The organism is Streptomyces paradoxus, assembly GCF_014202475.1.
Lineage (GTDB): Bacteria > Actinomycetota > Actinomycetes > Streptomycetales > Streptomycetaceae > Streptomyces > Streptomyces paradoxus.
Window position 1 is genome coordinate 20,340 of the sequence record NZ_JACHGV010000023.1, and the last position, 18,402, is coordinate 38,741.

At 66.4% G+C, this 18,402-nt stretch carries 15 protein-coding genes; 6 read left to right on the forward strand and 9 right to left on the reverse strand.

The window, feature by feature from the left end:
- Positions 1-11 precede the first annotated feature (11 nt).
- From HNR57_RS38465 to HNR57_RS40170, 5 genes are read right to left on the reverse strand one after another with little or no spacing between them, the layout of a single operon-like run.
- Positions 12-788 carry a thiopeptide-type bacteriocin biosynthesis protein gene (locus tag HNR57_RS38465; protein WP_184567939.1) on the reverse strand — a complete coding sequence of 259 codons (777 nt, stop codon included), beginning with the start codon at positions 786-788 and terminating at the stop codon, positions 12-14.
- On the reverse strand, positions 736-3,081 hold the full coding sequence (locus tag HNR57_RS38470) for a lantibiotic dehydratase (RefSeq protein WP_184567947.1): 2,346 nt from the start codon (positions 3,079-3,081) through the stop codon (positions 736-738). The genes HNR57_RS38465 and HNR57_RS38470 overlap by 53 nt, the downstream gene beginning before the upstream one ends.
- Positions 3,078-4,892 carry an MBL fold metallo-hydrolase gene (locus HNR57_RS38475; protein WP_184567949.1) on the reverse strand — a complete coding sequence of 605 codons (1,815 nt, stop codon included), beginning with the start codon at positions 4,890-4,892 and terminating at the stop codon, positions 3,078-3,080. Before HNR57_RS38475 ends, HNR57_RS38470 begins: the two co-directional genes overlap by 4 nt.
- A 31-nt stretch (positions 4,893-4,923) precedes the next feature.
- A complete protein-coding gene (locus HNR57_RS38480) occupies positions 4,924-6,114 on the reverse strand; it encodes a cupin domain-containing protein (protein WP_184567951.1) in 1,191 nt (396 codons plus the stop codon).
- Entirely contained in the window at positions 6,111-7,580 is a 1,470-nt protein-coding gene (locus tag HNR57_RS40170) for an MBL fold metallo-hydrolase (protein WP_184567953.1), read from the reverse strand. The genes HNR57_RS38480 and HNR57_RS40170 overlap by 4 nt, the downstream gene beginning before the upstream one ends.
- Before the next feature lie 582 nt (positions 7,581-8,162).
- Here HNR57_RS40170 and HNR57_RS38490 point away from each other — a divergent pair.
- From HNR57_RS38490 to HNR57_RS38495, 3 genes are read left to right on the forward strand one after another with little or no spacing between them, the layout of a single operon-like run.
- Positions 8,163-9,065 (forward strand): hypothetical protein, encoded by a 903-nt coding sequence (locus tag HNR57_RS38490; protein ID WP_184567955.1) that lies wholly within the window; start codon positions 8,163-8,165, stop codon positions 9,063-9,065.
- Entirely contained in the window at positions 9,062-9,196 is a 135-nt protein-coding gene (locus tag HNR57_RS40495; protein WP_281403951.1) for a hypothetical protein, read from the forward strand. Before HNR57_RS38490 ends, HNR57_RS40495 begins: the two co-directional genes overlap by 4 nt.
- Positions 9,165-9,542 (forward strand): hypothetical protein, encoded by a 378-nt coding sequence (locus tag HNR57_RS38495; RefSeq protein WP_184567974.1) that lies wholly within the window; start codon positions 9,165-9,167, stop codon positions 9,540-9,542. The genes HNR57_RS40495 and HNR57_RS38495 overlap by 32 nt, the downstream gene beginning before the upstream one ends.
- 137 nt (positions 9,543-9,679) lie before the next feature.
- On the opposite strand, the gene HNR57_RS38500 is transcribed toward HNR57_RS38495, so the two are convergent.
- Genes HNR57_RS38500 through HNR57_RS38515 form a run of 4 tightly spaced genes read right to left on the reverse strand, consistent with a single transcriptional unit; the run spans position 9,680 to position 15,616 of the window.
- A complete protein-coding gene (locus tag HNR57_RS38500; protein ID WP_221343529.1) occupies positions 9,680-10,237 on the reverse strand; it encodes a hypothetical protein in 558 nt (185 codons plus the stop codon).
- A complete protein-coding gene (locus HNR57_RS38505) occupies positions 10,234-12,453 on the reverse strand; it encodes a hypothetical protein (RefSeq protein WP_184567976.1) in 2,220 nt (739 codons plus the stop codon). The genes HNR57_RS38500 and HNR57_RS38505 overlap by 4 nt, the downstream gene beginning before the upstream one ends.
- Positions 12,450-14,231 carry a hypothetical protein gene (locus HNR57_RS38510; RefSeq protein ID WP_184567978.1) on the reverse strand — a complete coding sequence of 594 codons (1,782 nt, stop codon included), beginning with the start codon at positions 14,229-14,231 and terminating at the stop codon, positions 12,450-12,452. Before HNR57_RS38510 ends, HNR57_RS38505 begins: the two co-directional genes overlap by 4 nt.
- Positions 14,228-15,616, reverse strand: a complete 1,389-nt coding sequence (locus HNR57_RS38515) for a site-specific integrase (protein WP_184567980.1) — start codon at positions 15,614-15,616, stop codon at positions 14,228-14,230. Before HNR57_RS38515 ends, HNR57_RS38510 begins: the two co-directional genes overlap by 4 nt.
- A gap of 360 nt (positions 15,617-15,976) precedes the next feature.
- On the opposite strand from HNR57_RS38515, the gene HNR57_RS38520 reads away from it, so the two are divergent.
- The 3 genes from HNR57_RS38520 to HNR57_RS38530 all read left to right on the forward strand — a co-directional run bounded on the left by HNR57_RS38520 (position 15,977) and on the right by HNR57_RS38530 (position 18,402).
- Positions 15,977-16,504 carry a hypothetical protein gene (locus tag HNR57_RS38520; RefSeq protein ID WP_184567982.1) on the forward strand — a complete coding sequence of 176 codons (528 nt, stop codon included), beginning with the start codon at positions 15,977-15,979 and terminating at the stop codon, positions 16,502-16,504.
- Positions 16,476-17,060: a hypothetical protein gene (locus tag HNR57_RS38525; RefSeq protein WP_184567983.1), complete on the forward strand. Its 585-nt coding sequence runs from the start codon at positions 16,476-16,478 to the stop codon at positions 17,058-17,060. Before HNR57_RS38520 ends, HNR57_RS38525 begins: the two co-directional genes overlap by 29 nt.
- A 434-nt stretch (positions 17,061-17,494) precedes the next feature.
- A protein-coding gene (locus HNR57_RS38530) for an IS5 family transposase (RefSeq protein ID WP_376772340.1) occupies positions 17,495-18,402 on the forward strand; the annotation gives its coding sequence in 2 pieces (ribosomal slippage) (positions 17,495-17,840 and positions 17,840-18,402; 909 coding nt in all).

The window sequence follows — 18,402 nt, forward strand, 5'->3', positions numbered from 1 at the left end:
TTCCTTGTTCCCTATGAGCCGGGGCCGACGGCATGCGGTGACCATGCGTTCGTCATGGCAGTGAACATATGGGTGCGATCGGACGGCGTGAAGCCGTAGCGGTTCCAGTGGTACAGAGCGACGTGCGGCAGGATGAATCGGTACGCGAACAGGAGTTTGCCTTGGGCGTGCAACTCGTCGAATCGTGCTGCCATTATGGTATTCGCCGACGAATAGGCACACAGAATCGCTGACTCTTCCGGACCAAGGTGGCCGAGAATTCGCTCGATCGTAGGTACGGCAACGGTGCTGCTTTCACTGGTGACACGAGCCCCGTGCATGTAGGTGATGCGGCACCAAACATCCCAGATTTCCTCAGGATACTCGAGGAATCGCAGGAACAAGTCGTTCAGTACTGCGAGGGAAAGCAGTCGTGTGTCGACGGTCGCTCTTTTCTGTGCCAGCTGCACCAACCGCCACCACGCCCGACTGTCCGCGGAGAAATGGGCGTGCACGGCCTCGACGGCCTCCGGCCCACCGAGTTTGAAGGTCTCGGCCTCGTAGACGCTCGCGAACCAGCGTTCGGCCAGCCCGCGTTTGACCAGGCTGTCACAGCAGTTCTTGATCCTTTGTGTGGCGCCGCCGCTGGGTTCGGGCAGTAGGAAGCGCAGCCTGAGACCTGGTGGCTTTCGGACGAAGAAGAAACAGGAAAGCCGCTTATTTTCCGTCAACTCGTCGACCGTTTCGAATACGGCGTCAAAGGTGCTGGGCATCAGGTCGCTGCCCGGGGTGCGGGTGACGGGCAGCACCAGGTTGGCCTGATGCCAGGCGGGACCATGCGTGTCGCCGGCGCAGAAACGGCACGATGAACTCAACGGTGAACGCCTCGCCCTCGTCATTGAAGAGCTGCATGTGATCACCGGGTTCCTCGACGCAGAGGAAGCCGGTACGGTCGCTCAGCCCGTGCATCATCGCTTCCACGGCGAGCGGGCTGTCGCGGGTGATCAGCACGGGTGAGCCGGCGTCTCGGCTCACGAGGAGCAGCTCGGGCCAGGCATGCCTACGTGCCAGGTCCTGCCAGAGAAGGAAGCGCCGCGAACGCCGGGCCAGGACCAGCTCCGTCAATGTGGCACCGTGAATGACGGTTCGCCTCGGCTTGACGCAGTTGCCGCTTGGGAGCAGCAGCGCCGGGGAGGGAGAGGGCTGGGCAAGCTCGGCTTCCGTGGGGAGTTCCGGGGCGAACCAGTCGGGCGTATCCCGGAAGGACGACAGCAGCAGCGCCTCCAGATGCGGCTCGCTGTAGCCGATGTTGGCGGGAGAGAAGCAGCAGATGGCCATGCCGCAGGCCTGCTCCGGTGCGGTGGCGACCACGATCGGGGGATCGTCCGCCACCAGCACCACGCTGAGCTGATCGGCGCGGTAGGACGACGTGGTTCCCCATCGGTCCCACTGCCGGAAGGGGAAGCGTGGTCGGGCAAGCATATTAGGCATGGCCTCGCACGGTCCGACGTATTCGACGACTTCGATATCCGCTTCTCGTGCGACGCGTGTCAGGCTCCTTCGGTACCACCCGTGCAGGGCATGGTTCTCGAACCGCTGGTCCGCCCGGCTGCCGATGCCGAACCAGAGGTGCCCGAACCGGCTGTATGCGGCGGCGACCTCGGACGTGCTTGCCGTGATCTGGTAGCCCTTCGCTGTCGGACGGACGATCAGCCCGCCGATGGGTGGGGGCAGCGTCTCCTCAGGGAAGTCGTCAGACAGGTGGTCGCAGGGCAATGTGGTCCCTGCCAGCCACTCGGACCAGCGCCGGAGCCGTCGCCCGACCATGTGGTCGGACCCTGTGGCGCGCCACGCCGACTCCTGTGTCGGCACGCGTCTGCATCCGGCCGTGCTCTCGCGTGGCGACCTGTCGTGGCCGCTGACCACGAGCCTCCGATGCACCGCACGAGCGGCAGATGTGACTCCGTGACTTCGTTCGAAGAGGTCGAATTCCGCAACGGCCGCGGTCAGACGCACCTTTTCCTCGCGTCCGAGGACGATGCTGAACGGGGTGCTCGTGTCGCAGCGCAGGACGGAGCGGGGCAGGGGCGGAGGCTCGACGTCGAGTTCGGCTGCCAGTTCGATGGGGATGGTACGGGCCTCGTCCAACACACCGTGGAGCCGTCCGAGCGGAATGGTGCTCATGTCGCCTTCGAGGCGGTGGCAGATCCGCCGAAGCCGCAGCATGGCGGACCGCCAGGACTGTGCGTGCCGTTCGTGCAGGAGTCGCGGCACGGCCATCACCGCATCCCAGGCGGAGACGAAGGTGCGGGGAAAGACAAGGCCGCCTGTCAGCAGACCCGCACGGGCCAGGGACACGAGCATGTCATCCAGTTCAGGGGCGTGAAAGCCATGCCTGCGCAGCTCCGCAGCGATCACGGACAGCGGTGCCGGTTGCATCTGTGCCAAGGTTCTCAGGAGCGCGTCGATCCCAGGACTGCTCGTCCGCTCCAAGGATGCGATCGACGAGAAGTTCCGGACGGTGTACCGCCAGCGATTCCGCTCCTCGTCCAGGGTCAGCGTCGGGTTCAGCTTGTACACACCCCGGTCGAGATAGGCCCCAGTGTGTGCCAGTGACTGGACGATGAACTGGTAGGGCCGCAGGTCCGGGGCGATCGCGAAGCGCGCAGGCTCCGCCCGGATCCGTGTGGTCTCCCCCCAGTCGGCGACTGTGACGCCCGCCCACAGATCGCACGGCTGGGTTCGCCACACGGCGCGGGCGAGGTAGCGGTACAGCGTCGCATCCAGGCGACGCGCCCGCTTGTCTCGGGGCGCCGAGCGCAGGTGTCGGGTCGTGAGGTGACGGCTGAGGGCTTCGTTGGTCAGACACAACGCTCTGGTGAATCGGGGGTCGTCGACGGTCGCTTCGAAGAGCGCCCGCCGCTGCTCTTCGATGCTGGCCAGGTATGCCTGCTCGAATGCCTGTGTCGGCTGGGTCCCCGCGTCGGCGGCCAGGGTGGCGAGGCCTCGGTCGCGCAGTCCGAGGAGTGTACGGAGCGGGAAAAGCGCGGCGCGCACGACGACTTGCGGCGCGATCTCCTCGATGCAGTCATTCGGTGTCATGCATGACTCACAGCACGCATGGTGGCGAAGGCCCGTTGACCGGCCAGGCGTTTCTCGATGAGATCGGACATGGCTTCTTCCAGGCGGAGGACTCCCTGCCACTCGTAGAGGATCTCGCAGTACTCGGCCATGCTGAGTCCAGCCCGGTTGAGCCAGGCGACCATGTCCGCGTGGTCGGTCAGGCCGTGCCGGCGCCGTAGATCGTCGCTCATGTCGGCGACCTGCTGTGTGCTCACGGTGAGGCCGCGGCGTTGCATCTCCTCAAGCGCGAGGAGCCGCAGGAGGACCCGCTTGCGTGACAATCCCACGGGCTCCCGCGTGGAACCGGGCGCTGAGAGCAGGGCCTCGGCGTCGTTGTAGGGCCAGATGTGCCCGGGGTTGGGGATCACGTCAGCCTCGCCCCGGCCGTCGAACCGAATTGACTCACCTGGCCTGACGAGCAGCGTCCTGACGGGTGAGGCGAGCGCGCGCACGCCGTTCTCCGAGCGCTCCGTGGAAGCACGAATGACCGCTTCCGGCAGTGGATCGAAGTGTGTCTCTCCGGAGGTGGCGGAGCCGTCTGCGGCGGAGCCCAGGCCGAGTTGCCAGTACCAGGGTGCTCCTCCGTTCGCATAGGGGACCACGTAGCGGGCGTGCCACCGTTCCGCCGTGTCAAGGAGAGCATGGGAGTCACTCATGATCGTCTGCCGGGTCCGCCACAGGGATCGTGGGGTGTACAGCAGGTACTGCGGGACGGAACCCGTCAGATACTGGATCGGGTATAGCCGCCACGGGCGATAACCGCCGAAGAGCACGTCGACGGGTCCGTACCGTTCGTAGGCGTCTTTGGCCAGCGAACGAACGTCGCCGAGGTGATCGCGACCGGCGTCAGCCAGGAAGGCATAGCGGCGTCCCTCTCCCTCGACGAGATACGTGTTTCCTGTGTTGCGGATGTCGGGCGGGAGCGGTGCGTCGTCGGTCGGCTGTTCGCCGTACATCGGCAGAGCGATGACACGGAAGTCGCCGATGGTCGTCTGCTGGTTCCAGCCGAGTGCCCGCACGTCTGTGAAGCCGAGTTCCTTCAGCCGGTACACCATGTCGATGGCCAGGGAGGATTCGCGCGCCACCTCGGGCACGACGACCGTCGTGTCCCGGCCGAGCCGGAGCAGACTGTCGATGTGGAAGTGATCCCTGTGGGAGTGGGTGATGAGGACACCGTCGGGTGCGAGATCACCGTGGGTCAGCGGCTGGTAGCCGGCCGGAAACCGCTCGTCGCGCGGCATGAGGAACGGGTCGATCAAGATCTTGGCGCGCGGGCTCGACAGCAGTACCGTTGCGTGGCCGACCAACGTGGCCGCCCCTCGCGTGTGGGTCGGTTGTCGCGGCGCCGCGAAGCACTGGAGCTCGTGAAGCGCCTCCCACAGCGCGCGTGCCGGACCCGGGGCGGGCCTGGAGGCGTTGTGCTGCCACTCGCCGATCCATGCCGCCAGGTCACCGGCGAGCTCCGGGCCGACGGGGAGCCGTAGGGGAGCGAGGCGATCGCGGAACAGGACGATCGCCGCCGGACGGGTCTGTGAGGGCACCGGAAAACTCAGCTCTTCGCGTACCCCGGTGGCGTCGAGGATCTCGCCCCCACCGTCGAGCCCCAGGCGGTCCAGGATCTCCGGAGCCCGCTCGACCGCATCCAGCGCATCACGCCGCAGCGTTTCGATCGCCGGACGGAATCGCTCTTTGAGCTTTCTTTCGAGTTGCCCGGACACCGTCGTACCGAACGGGCTGTTGTCCTCGTATGCCAGGTGCAACTCGACAACGCTGCTTAGTGAGAGGTCCATTCGCCACCTTCTGGTGTGAACGTTCGGTTCATCAGATCACCGCCGCGACTCCCGAGGCGACGAGTTCGGAGACGAGAGAGCTGGTTGCGTGTCCGCGGAACGCATCGGCATCTATCGGTCGTCCCTCGACGAGTTTGCGAAGACACGGCTCGGCTTCGGCCGGCGCCCACCACTCGTCACCCGCCACCACCAGAGCCACACCGCCGTCACTACGGCGAATCTCCGCTCGTGTGCTCAACAAGACCACCTTCGAGTCCGCCTCCCATGTTTCCGGACCGATGTGGTCGATCGCCTGCAGCGTCGGACGCGGGTCGAGGTAGTGCGTCTTCGACTGCGTCGCGTCGAAGAGTTCGAGCGCCGACGGGCCGAGCCATTGGTCCATAACCGAGCGCAGCGCCGCCGCGTGCTGCGCGCGTGCCTGGTCGTCGTCCAGAACAGGGATGTCTTGACGCATCAGGTCGCACGCGGTCGCCTGCTGCACCAGCCAGGTCATGAAGTCCGCGTTGGTGGGCCGGAGAACGCCGATGGTCAGGTGCAGTGAGGGTTCATTCAGTGGGGTCACCTTGTGCCACCAGCCGCGGGGCAGATACAGGACGCTGCCGGGGGTGAGCGTCCACTCGTGCGCGTACTCGGTCGGCGGCTCGCTGAAGTCCTCGGGCATCGGCCATTTGCGTGTGGGCTGCTGCACCTGCCAGTGCTTTCGTCCCAGGAGTTGGACCACGAACACGTCGTGGTCGTCCCAGTGCTCCGGGAAGCCCCCCACGTCGCCCCAGCTGGCATACATGTTGACGAAGGAGAAGGCCCGTAGCGCGCGCTCGATCCCCTGTTTCACGGCATGAACCGGCGCGTGGGCCTGGTCGATGGCGTCCCAGACCATGGTGGCGCCGTCGCGGATCTCCACGAGGAGGCGGGCGGTGTCGAGCATCCTGAGCGGGCCGCGCAGCGTGTGGACGGTGCGATGGTAGGCCGATTCCGGTACGGCTCTGCCCGACTTCACCAGCCGGAACCTGGGGGCGGGTGGCCGCCGGTAACGAATCAGTTCATTGAGGCTGCGCCACGACAGCAGGTGTGTGAAGCGGTCCGGACTGCCAGTCCCGAACCACTGACGTCTGCCCATGACGTCCCGCCCGAACTCCTCGACGCCGAGCGGCTCGATGAGGGACGAGAAAGCGAAATGGCCGACGTCCGTCGCGGATGGTTCACTTCCGCTCGCTCGGGTCATGACAGGAAATCGAGTTTCTCTGCCGAGCGAGATGGCCGTTCATAGGCCATCCGGTCCACTCGTCCCCGCTCCACGGAGATCCAGTCACCTGGATTCCATCCGATCGCTGTCGTCGGGATTCCTTCGTGCTGGAAGCGATCCGTCAGGTAAGTCACCAGCTCCCACTCCGGAGGCTCACCGATGCTCATGCCGACATCTCCGATCGGTTGGCCGACCCCCTCGAGCCCATTTCCATAGGGGAGGTAATAGCGCGGCCGCCCCGCTCGGCAGACATCCACAATTCCGTCGGGACCAGGAGTGACGCTCGGAAGCCTGCCCGTGCGAAACTGCGCGAACAGCTCCCGCAACCTGTCGAAAGGAAGAGCCAAGTAGTAGTGCGGAAGCCCGAAGAAGAAAGGACAGTGGAAGCGCGGCAGTGAGCTGAGGAAGAAGTCCACGGGTCCGTGGTCGTCTCGCGAGATACGGACGACATCTGCCATGTCACCGAGCGGATCGACACCGCTGTCGATCAACGAAATCGCTGTGAAGTCGGGTGTGGAGAAGCGATAGCAGCTTCCCCAGTTCCGCAGATCCGGGTGGGGGGCCTGTCCCTCACGGACTGGTTGCTCTCCGAAGAAGGGCAGGACATCGACATGGATGTCCCCGATGACGATTGAGGATCCCCACTCCGGTGCGCGTGCGTCGAGGCCGAAGAGTCCGAGGCTGCGCACCATGTCGTTGGGAGCCAGCAGGCTGGTGCGTGGCACCGGCGGGACGACCACGGTTGTTCGGGCAGGGTCGGCCTGGGCCAGGATGGACGGAACACTGTAGTGGTCAGCGTGCCCGTGCGTGATGAAGATGGCATCGACCCCGCCGTCGGCGGCGATGGGGGTCCGGGGCGCCTGGGGCATCCAGAAGGACACCGGATCCAGTATCACGCTCGTTGTCTCCGACCGAATGACGACGCATCCATGTTCGCGGCGATAGATACCGGGGCGCTCGACGCGTGGAAAAGCAGGCACCGGGACGGATTCACCCTGAGTGAGAAGAGTGCAAACCGTACGCGGAAGCCACGAGAGATCCGGTACTGACTCTGCGTCACCGGTCAGCGAGCGCAGTACCCACGCGACCTCGACGGCCATGGACTCGTCGAACCGTGTGGTCACCTGATCTGCACTGCCGTTCGGACCGAATACGCGAAGGCGAAACGCATACTCCGCGGACGGATGAAGAAGTGCCTCGGTGGCAACGGTGCCCCCGTCGGTGACCGCTCGCGCGTCAAGAAGAGGTTCATCGACCGAGAAAGCGGGATGACACAACAGCTCCTCGACGGCTCTCCTGCACTGCCGTGGCTGGAATTCGAGAGCCATCCACCGCTGCAGGAGCGGACCTACGAAAGGAAGAGCCTCCGGCTCTCGCTCGATGACGTGCAGCGTCGCTCCATTAGGAACGATCATCTTGCTTCCCCATGGCTGGGCACTCTTCACGCTTTCCTCTGTGCGAAGGTATCGGGGGCCAAGGAGGACACTAGCGTGACCCGACTCAAGTAACGGGGAGGACAAATATCGGATTGACCGTGTCGGTTCGGCAGGGCCGTCCTCGAGACGGTGGTGGCTCGTTCACTGTCAGCCGTCAGGGGCCCCAGTGCCAGCCTGTGCGTCGTACCATGGCACGATCGCATTCGTCAGCCCCGCGACGGCCTGGGCGCAGTTCCGGGTGGTGCCGCAGGATCACTGGGGCCATGGAGTTGTCGTCGATTTAGGCCATTCCGGCCAGCGACCCGCAACGCCAACAAGCAATATGACGAGTCGATCCTCACCTGTCGCATCACGCGCGCGATGGTCGCCCACATCGCCCGGCTGAAATCCTCCGACGGGTCCGAGCCGGTTTACGTCGTGGTCGTCCGGGACGGCATCACGCGCGTGGTCAGCGCCTGGGGGGCGCTCTACAGGGAGCAGGCGACTCCGGAGAAGATCGCGGACCGTGCGAGTGCCGCTGGCCGAGAAGCCCGCACGCCGTGGCGTGAACCGGCCCTTGCCCCAGCGGATGGGTCTGGGACGGCAGGGTGAGTGCTCGACAAGTTCAGGGCCTCCTTCATCGCCGGGCTGGACGGTGGAACTCCCAGCGAGGAGGCCATCCGCATCGGGCAGACGGTCGGTCTGCCGGCGCAGATCGCGGTCGGGCTCCAGGTGCATCCCGGATCCGGGCTGCCGGCGGATGAGGTTTTCGACGACGCCGTCTGGAGCATCCTCTCCTCGATCAACGTCGAGTTCGCCATGTGGGACTCGGCGGCACAGAACGCCGAGATCGGCTCCCGGGACCTCAAGCGGACGATGCTCGACGGAGTGCCCGATCTCACCGGCGTCGCGGGTCGGACGTCTACCGGCTGGCCGTCGGCCAGTATCCCCCGCAGCAGACGCCCGCCGTCTTCGCGGACGACGCGCTCCTGGGCACGGCCCCTGTGGCGCGCGGTGTGCCTGGTGCACTACCTGACCCGCTGGCCCGTCTTCGGCGTCATGAAGAAGCACGTGAAGGCGATCGCCGGCAAGCAGCGGCTGCGCACGAACACCTACGTGGAGATCCTCGCCCCGATCGTCGATCATCCGTGGCGGCTAGCCAAGAAGCAGACGCTGCCCCAGGCGCGTAGTGCCTGGGGCAACGGAGGCGTGCTCACCAAGGAGGTCATGGAATCGGACTGGCAGCCGCGGCTCTGCTCCGACTTCACCGCCCTCATCGAACCGGCGCAGTCCGGTGCCACCGAAGCGCGGCTGCCCCTTGCTGTCGCCGGTGGCATCGCGCTGATCACCGACCAGATGCTGACCCGCAACGTCGGCTCGGCGGTCGGCACCACCGTCCCGTTCCGTGCGGACGTCGAGGACGTCACCGCCAGACTGTCCCGAAGGGACAACAAGGCTAGCCTGCTTCTGCTGGCCCACGCGGCCAACCGTTCGATGCCGACCGGGTGGCGGTGAATTCCTTCACCGACAAGCAGCTGATCAAGGAAGGGCAGCCCGACGGCGACCGGTACACCCTCGTTGACGTCGACCCCGGTGCCGAGGCCGGGATCGCGCGTGACGGCGCAGGGGCTCCTCGCCACCTCTGAGTACACCGTCGTCCGGCTTTCCGACCCGGCACGGGCGGCCCGCGAAGAAGGCGAGCGGGAGCCTGAGCGCGACGAGCCCAATTCGCCGCTTGATCAGATGACTGACCAGCGGCGCAGGCTCCTCGGCACCCTGACTGACGCCCAGGACGCTCCGGCACAGCTCATGCAGCTCAGTCGTAACCCCGAGGTGGCAGGCGCCCACCCCCTCGGGTCGTACTGCGAATGGGAGAAGGTCTCCAAGCTGGCGGTCAAGGTTCAGGCCACGATCTACTCACACGAACCGGAGATCTCCGAAGAGCCGGACACCGACAACATCGGCGGCGGGGAAGACGCCGCCGGACCCTGACCGCGTACATGGTTGGGTCCGTCGGCCGCGTGCGGTGTGCCCACGCCAAATCCCTTGGCAGCATCTCAAGGCCGAGACGGACCAACGGCTCGTCACGAAACCTTCCGCGCTCTGCGCCCACGCTGGGTGATCACGTGCTAGCGAGCCGAGGGCCGGTGCTGGAGGGGCAGCACTCGAACGACGCCGTCACTCCCGGCTGCCTCGCGCAGCTGCTGGTTTTCTACCTCGAGGACGTGGACGACCCGCACTAGCTGCTGGACGTCCCTGCGTAGACGGTCGCGCTCGGCGCGCAGGCGGGTGATCTTGTGCTGCAGTTCGTCGTTGATCCTCTTCAGGTCGTCGACGAGTCTCGGCCGGGTGTCCTGCATCCGCACCAGGGCGTAGAACAGGTCCTTCAGTCCGGTGTGCTTGTGGGTGAGTTTGTTGCGCTTGAGCCCTGCCTCCTGGGCGAGGGACTTGATCGTCAGTTGGCCGTCCGAGCGCAGAGGAGTGCCCACCAGCAGACGGATCATCGCGTCGGTGATCGCTTCGATCTCGGCGGTATCGCCGGGGCGCGACGGGCTCGCTGCCGCGGCGGCCATCGCGAGTACGCGGCCCACCGTCTCGGCAATACCCGCGGCGGCCGGCGCCGCGGTTGCTTCTGTGTCGTCGGCCTGCTTGCCAGGAGCCGGGGAGTCGTCCTGGGCTGTGGTCATGTGCCGTCCTTGCCAGCCGTCTGCCTTGCTGCGGCCTCATGCTCCTGAATGATCTTCTCTGTGCTCGCGCGACAGAGCTCGAGTCGGCGCCGTATCGGGTGGGGCAGGTGTGGGTCGGCGCAGTCGGTGTCGATCTGGGCAAGCTGCTCGCGGGCCCGCTGCATGTGAGTGTCGGTGCGGGAGATGTTCGCGCAAGAGGGGTTGCAGCGGTTCCAGTTCGGGGCACGCAGGGACGGTTTCGTGCCTTTGGCCAGGTCGGGATCGCACAGCGCCTTGTAGGGATCGAGGTTGCAGGTCAGCAGTGCTTGCGGGTCGTCGAAGATCTGCAGCCGGGGGTTGTTGCGCAGCGCCTTCATCTGGCCCTTGGTGGCGAATCCGCCCGCATAGCGGGCGGTGAACTCCTCTGCGGCGGCGATGTAGCGGTCGGCGGCCGGCCCGCTGACCGCTTCTCCAGCGGATAGCCGGTCGCTGGCCTCAGCCAGCGCGTCCGCCAAGGCCAGGGTCTTCTCGAAGTCGAGGATCTCCAGCATGTCGGCCTTGGTGCGCCCGCCGTACGACTCGGCCAGTGAGCTTCCGACATGTCCGTACTGCAAGCCGAGGGCGATCCGGCCACCGGGACGGCGGTAGATGAACCAGGCCACGGTCCGGCGAAGGCGGCGCAACGTGATCGGTCCATGGGGATCGACCGGAATCAGCTCGTGCGGGCGGCCGAACCGGGCGGCGGTCGCGTTCGCCCAGTCGATGAACGACTTGATGCGCCCGATGAACCGGTTCGGGTTCAGCCCCTCCGAACGAATCTCTGCCGAGGCAGGAGCGAGAGTTCGGACAGTCATCGACCGTGGGAACAGCAGGCGGTCGTCGTGGAGTTGCTCCAGGACCTTCACGGCGCGGTCGACGAGTTCGATGACAGTCCAGGGCTCGGGACGGATCTCGCCTTGGGGCAGGGTATTGCCGTGTTCATCGGTGACGCCCTTGAAGTGCTGGCCGGTGATGCGGTACCGGACGGTTCCGTCCTCACGTTCCTCCTGACTGGAACAGCCGCGTTCGAGATGGAGGACTTCCTCGGGTCGCATCCCCGAGAGGTAGGCGATGGTCAGCAGCGCGGCCGTCATCAGATGGCCCGCGAGCGACTGGGCCTCGGTGAAGTCGATGGCGTTTGCCCAGACCTTGCCGTCGATCCGACCGGTCACGTCGACCGGGAGCGCCGCCCCATCGGCGACGGGCAGGCCTCCGAGGTCCAGGCCCAGCTCGAGCAAGCCCGTCTCGACCTGATGGCGGGTCACGCCCAACTGCCCGGCGAGGAAGGAGATATTGATCAGAGGCCGCTCGGCGGCCGCGCAGGCCCGCCAGTGGCTCCCCAGGCGCTGGCCGGTATGGCCGATGTACGCCGGGAGCGTCCCGCCGCTCGCCTTCAGGTGCTGCAGGTGGGCGCGGACGAGCCTCAGCCCGTCCGCGGGCGCGGCGTTGCTGGGGCGGATGTTCAACTTGAGCCGGCGCCAGGCCCAGTGGGCGTCGATGATGTCCGGCGCGAGGTCGAGGATGCAGCGCAGCGCCCAGACCAGGAGCGGGGACACGGTGGCCGGGTGGATGACGACCTCCTTGTTTTCGCCTCTGTCCCGGCTGAAGCCGTCACCGAGGAAGTCGATGATGGCCGCGCCCGGGTCTTCCCACGGCGGCATCACCAACCGGTCCTCGGGCAGCAAGTGCGGCGCGTAGGCCCACACGCGGGTCAGGGCGAACAGCTGCCGCTCCTCGTGTACTCCGGTGGAGCCCTTCTCGCCCAGGTGCGCGGCGTACTGCGACAGCACCTCCTGGTCGACGTCGGTGAGCCGCGTGACGTTCCTCGCTTCGAGCCAGCGGGCGAACTTCCGGAACCCGGTCAACGTGGTCATCACCGTGCTGGCCGAGATCACCGCCCGCGACCTGGCGCCGAGCCGGGCATGCAGCACATCGGGGGTAGGGATGTTGATCAGCGCCCAGGCGATACGCATGAACGAGCCCTGCAGCGAGGCGGGGAAGTTGGACCACAAGAACGCCTTGGTGCTGGCTGTGTCCGTGTGCTGCAGATGGGCCAGCTCCCACCGCAGGTCGCCGAAGCGGGAGACCTCGTCCTCCCGCACGCCCGGCCGCCGCCGCTGCGCCGGCACCACCGGGACATCGGGGCCCGGGTCGACGAGCGCGACGGCCGCGCCGACCGTGGCATAGAGGGTGCTCACGGATCGAGTCTCCTTTCCAGTAGACGGTCGATGAGATCCCACTCGGTTCCGGTGAGCCTCGCCAGCAGCGCCGGGTGCTGGCGCGGATCGGTGTGCTGGTCGAGTAGGTCGCTCACGCGCCGGTGGTGGGCTTCCCAGTCCGCCTTCCACACGGCGGCCGGCGACACGGATCGCAGGGACTCAAGGGCCTGGATGAGGTAGACGATCCGGGGCAGGTGGCGCGCGGTCGCAACAGCGTTGGGGCACGCGAAGCACAGCAGGAAGGACACCCGGCACAGGCTCCCGCCGCTGAGCGGGCTGTGCTCGACGTCCTCGCACGCGCCCACCGCCGTATCCAGGTCTCCCGAGGCCACCTGGCGGGCCACGTCCAGCGGAAGACCGGTCCGCTCGGCGATAACCCGGGCATCGTCGTGCCCGTCCGTTCCTTGCGCGGCGATCATGCGCATCTGCACCGTGGCGCGGGCGTGCCGCACCGCGTCCTCGAGCCCGGAGGCCACCACATCCCGGGAATCTGCGATGACCTGCTCGTCCCGACGTAGATAGTGCTGGTCCTGGACTGCCCTGGTGTTGTGGCGCGGCCGGCCGTGCAGGACCTGGGCGGTATGCCGCAGCAGCCGGCCATTCAGTCCCGTGGGCAGATCGGGGAGCGCCTCGCGCGCCCAGGCGTCGATTGCGTCGCGCAGCCCGACCGTGGCGTTACTGAACATCGGGTGCCGCGCACTGCGGGACCACAACAGCAGGTCGCTGGGTCGGCCGAGCAGGGCTAGGGTCCGGCGGGCCTGCTCGGTCATGGCGATGATCTGCCGCATGGCCTCACCCGGCGAGTCCTCGCCCACGTCGACCAGGTTGCTGCTGGAGTGACGGAGCCGCGCGCGCCGCGGTTTGTCGGTGTCCACCCGGTGGATAGCCGGGTGCGCGTCATCGCCGTCGGCGTTCGGCCACTGGCTCGGCACCGTCAGCTTCTGAAGGACCGACAGGTTCCAGCCCTCATGGCAGATCAGCAGGACGGCGGCCGCGGCCTTCTCGCTCACCGACGGGAACAGCTGGGTGACGGCCGGCTGCAGACTCCAGGCCCCAATTCGGCGGCGGCATTCCACCTGCACCCAGTTGCGGACGAACCCGCTCGGGACCCGCGGCAGGTCCCCGCTTCGCGCCAGGTGATCGAGCAACTCGCCCCACCGGGCATCCAGATGTCCCTCGAGTTCCCCGGCCCGCCAGCGCTCCAGCAGCGCGAGATTGCCGCTGATCCGCCGCTCGGCACGGCGCACCGTGTGCGCGGCAGCGCTGCGCACCCGCTTCATCTCGGCGCTCGACAGACTCTTCTTCGGCCGGGCAACCACCTGGCGGCGGCGCTTGGACATCTGGGCCACCACCGCCTGCGACACCCCCGGCGCCTGCCGCAGCAGCACGCCCATGTGCTTCGCCCGGACGAATCCGCCCGGCGCCTCCGCCCATGCCTTCCACACCTCGGGCGTGATCTCGGACAGCGAGCCCACCGGCGGTTCGACGGCGGCCATGGACCGCAGAAAGTGCCGCACGCTGCGGTCGTAACTGGTGCAGCTCTGCGCACTGTCCCAGTGCGCATTCGCCCGCCGGGCGAACGCGGCCGCCACCTCACGCCGCAGCGTTTCCGGTCCCGGCAGCACGGAGTAGTCGTACGTGCCCAGGTCCTCGCCACCCTGCCCCACCGGGCGCACCACCAGCCCGGATTCGTCCACGATCTCGCGTCGCCGGTAGTCGGAGGGCGGCAGCGGCGCCCGTCTCCCCGTCGGGCTCACGCGACATCCAAGATCAGACCGGTTCGGCGCGCCAGGTTGGCGAACAGCTCCGTGTTGGACGGATTGTCCTCATCGGTGAGCAGGCTCTCGATCTGCAGCCCGCGCACCGGCTCGAGGTAGATCTCGCGCGTGGTCACCTCCGACCGGTGGCCCAGCAGATCCTTGACCATCGTCCACACCGTGCCATAGGCGTCCTCGTAATCCCGGCGCTGCGCCGGCGTCAGCCCGAGCCGTTGGTCCAGCGCGTGGTGCAGCGAGACCAAGACCCGCAGGGCCATGCTGTGCCGCAGCATCTTCGGCGTGGCGTACACCTTCAACCCGGCGCGCTCGCAGCGCTCACTGGCCCGCTCGAAGACCTTCGTCCAGCTCTTATACGCCATCGGCATCCCGGCCTCAGTCAGCCACAGCATCGCCGGCTCCAGGCCCTCGTCGCTCTCGGTGAACATCCGCATGCGCTGGCGGGCCGTCAGCTCATCGATCTGGGCCTCGAACGTCCGGCCGTCCGCAGCCGTCCACCTCGCCCGGCGATCACGGGTGATTTCCCGCAGCAGCAGCAGCCGGTCCGCGACCCGGTCATAGCGGCCCCGGCGTCTGGCCCGGCGCACCACCGCGTCCCGCGTACCGAGCCGGTACAGCTCCGCCTGCTGCAGGCCGGCGTGGCTGACGTAGTAGAAACGCCCGGCCCGCTTGGCCACCGCCTTGCCCACCCACCCCGAGTAGTGGTGGCGGCCCATCCCGCTCTCCAACGGCGGCAACTCCCACACCAGCAGCGTCCCGACCTCCCGCCGCCGCAGGCCACTGGAGTAGGTGAAGTCCGCGAACGCCACATCCCTGCCGTCGTTGCGGCCCGGCCAACTCTCGTTCTCCAGCCCGCTCGGCAACATCCCGCCCAGGCCCACGTCCCGCCACACCCGGTATCCGCGTGGGGAGAGCCACTTCACGTGCGAGCTGCGCACATCCCTCGGCGCCAGGTCCGCGACCTCGACTGTGCCGCCGTCCGGCGTGCTCACCGTATGCGTGAGCACCGGGGAGGCCTGCATGAAGCCCAGCCCGACGGCGATCTTGTAGAACAAGCCGAGCGCGGCCAACTCCCGTGCCCACCTCGCCCCGCCGATTGGAGAGGGGTTTCCCTCGCCGCGCAGCCGCCAGTCCTCCCAGTCCTCCAGCACGTTCGCCGTCGCCTCGTCCCAACGAAGTCCGCGGCGCCACAAGTAGGTGAAGAACAGCCGGTAGTCCGGCGCGTACGTCTCCTTGGTGCCCTCAGCCTTCCGAGCGAAGTCCCGATGTCGGAAGACCGCGCTCAATCGGGGATCGACGCGACCATCCGGGGCAAGAAGGATCGGCTGTCCGGGCCGGATCCCGAGCGACCGCTCCCGCTCGGCCAAGTCGCCCCACCCGCCTAGCACATCGTCTCTACCGCCATCCGGGGAACCGCCGACCCCGGTCCAGAACAGACGCCACTCATCCATAACTCAGCTCACTCCGTGCGCAACACAACCTGCCGCAACACGGGGACCGTACACAGAAGCTCGAAAGCCCTGGTCAGCAGGATCTGGTGGGCCGCCTGCAGCCGCTGTTCTCCAGACCCCGCTATGTCTCATGAGACGTGGCGAGGGCACTGCGCGCGAGGGTCGTGCGAGGTGAGCCGAGTTCTCCTGTGTGGAAGCGTTGGGTTCCGCTCAGGCTGCACGAGCGGGATCTTGCGACTATGCTTTTTTGGAAGGGAATCCTTTCCGGGAGAAGCCATGGCTGTGGCGAGAACGCTCTTTCGGGGACAGAAGCAATGGACGCCAGGTATGCAAATCCTGGCGCACACGATGCGTGAGTCGCGAGATCCCGAAAAATGCACCGACCACGCGCTGGAAGAAGTAGCTTGGGCGTTGAGGCAAGTGGAGATTGACAGACGATCCAAAACAGCCAGAGATCGACTGTTCAATCTTCTGCTTTCCTATCAGGACACGCGAACCCTCAGCCCTTATGTCTCCTTCGCGTCCACAAAGAACGTCGCTCTTAATTTTGCACTTGAAGACGACACGCCCGGATTTGTGATCGAAATTCATGATTGCGGCCTGGGTGGCACGCTCGATTTCAATAGCGTTCGAAGAGAGTATGACTTGTGGGCCGACCAAAAGCCGTGGCTGAACGAGATCGGCGTGCCCCGTGGGGTCGCCCCGGAGTTGGTCCGAAGGGTCTCTCGGGTAGAATATGACGATCTTTACAGGGTGACGGAGGAGGTGATCTACGATGGAAGCACAACTGGCCGTCCAGTCTGAAGAGTTGGGCTACTTCGCATGGGGTCTCGGTGCAGTTCCCCGCCTGGGCGACCTCACTGAGTGGACCAACCCTGCCGACGTCGTGAAGATCATCGACGATGCGTTCGCCTATGAAACAGCGCCCATCGGCTCCCAGCGCGAGGAGCCCGATCTTCGATATGTGGACCTCGTTAATGAGCGTCCCAGCTATCCAAACTTTTCCCTTTCGACGCCTGCCGAAATGCAATATAAGGCAGATGTCGAGTTGCTGAATACTCCTGAGAACGATGCTGCGGCTTACCGCCTCATGAGAATCAGCTTCCTCGCCGCCCTAAGTGGAGTGCAAGACTCCCTGGGATGGCTAACGCTGCTGATGCTGCGTAGCCCCATGAACCGGCAAGCCTCGATTGCCAAATTTCTGCATCTCGCCACAGCCGGAAAAATAATCACACCCCCGCCCCCTCCCTCGCGGGATGCCATCCTGCAAATCGTGGCGTCCGTGGAGAAACATGACCATCTTTACCAGATACGCACTCCCTTTTCTGAAATAGTGGCGGCATATAGGCAATCGCATTAGCGCTCCAGCCGTGGTTCACGGTAGCCAGCCGGTTCACACGGGCACGGGTCGAACCCAGGCGTAGGCCGCGCAGCGAGAAGGTGAACCAGAGGAAGGCGATCGTCTCGGCGCTCATCGCAAGGTGGCCAACCTCTCGGACTGTGGGCGCGCGTCACTCCCGGGTGGCGACTACCCGGTTAAGCGGGAGGGGGATGACTGCGGCGCTGTTTGTGGTGTGCTCGCGGAGTGCGGCGTTCTCCGAAAGGAGGGTCATGATGACGGTCGCGGCGGCGTCGACTTGGTCCTGGAGCCGCCGGCACTGATCGCGGCTTTTGCGGAGTTTGCTGCGGAGCTCGGTGAGTTCGGTGTCGCGCTGTTGTTCCCGGAGACGGGCGGGGCTGGTCCCGACGTGGCTCTCCCATTCCGCTAGGGCCTGTCTGATAATTGATCTTGTGGTGGGTCGTGGTGAGCTGACGGATGCGGCGTGGGAGCGAATAGCGCCGCTGTTGCCGGGTGTTGACGGGCGGGGTCGTCCGTGGCGGGATCACCGGCAGGTGATCAACGGGGTGTTGTGGCGGTTGCGGACGGGTGCTCCATGGCGTGACCTGCCAGAGCGCTTCGGGCCGTGGCAGACGGTCTATGAGCGGTTCGCCCGCTGGGAGGCGGACGGGACCTGGGCCCGCCTGCTCGAAGAGGTCCAGGTCCGCGACGACTCCGTCGGGGCCGTGGAATGGACGGTCTCGGTCGACTCCACGATCAACCGGGCCCACCAGCACGCCGCCGGCGCCCGCAAAAAAGGGCGTCGACGGGGGACGAACTGGAAGATCCGGAACGCACGGCGGCTGGTCAGGCGCTCGGCCGGTCCCGCGGCGGGCTCACCACCAAGGTCCACCTCGCCTGCGACGGCCGAGGCCTGCCCCTGGCCGTCCTCATCACACCCGGCAACGTCAACGACTCCACCGCCTTCGACGCGGTCCTGGACGCGGTGAAAGTGCCCCGGACCGGCGTCGGGCGGCCGCGTCGCAGACCCGACGCGGTCATCGCCGACAAGGCGTATTCATCACGGGCGATCCGCCAGACGCTGCGGCGCCGGGGCATCCGGGCGGTGATCCCAGAGAGGGCTGATCAGAAGGCCAACCGGATGCGGCGCGGCCGGGCCGGCGGCAGACCAACGGCCTTCGACCGTGAGCTCTACAAGGCCCGCAACGTTGTCGAACGCTGCTTCAACCGGCTCAAGCAGTTCCGGGCCATCGCGACCCGCTTCGACAAACTCGCCACCCGCTACCGGGCTGGACTCCACCTCGCAGCACTCATCCTCTGGCTCCGCGAACCCGCCCAAGATCGTTTGTCAGACAGTGCCTAG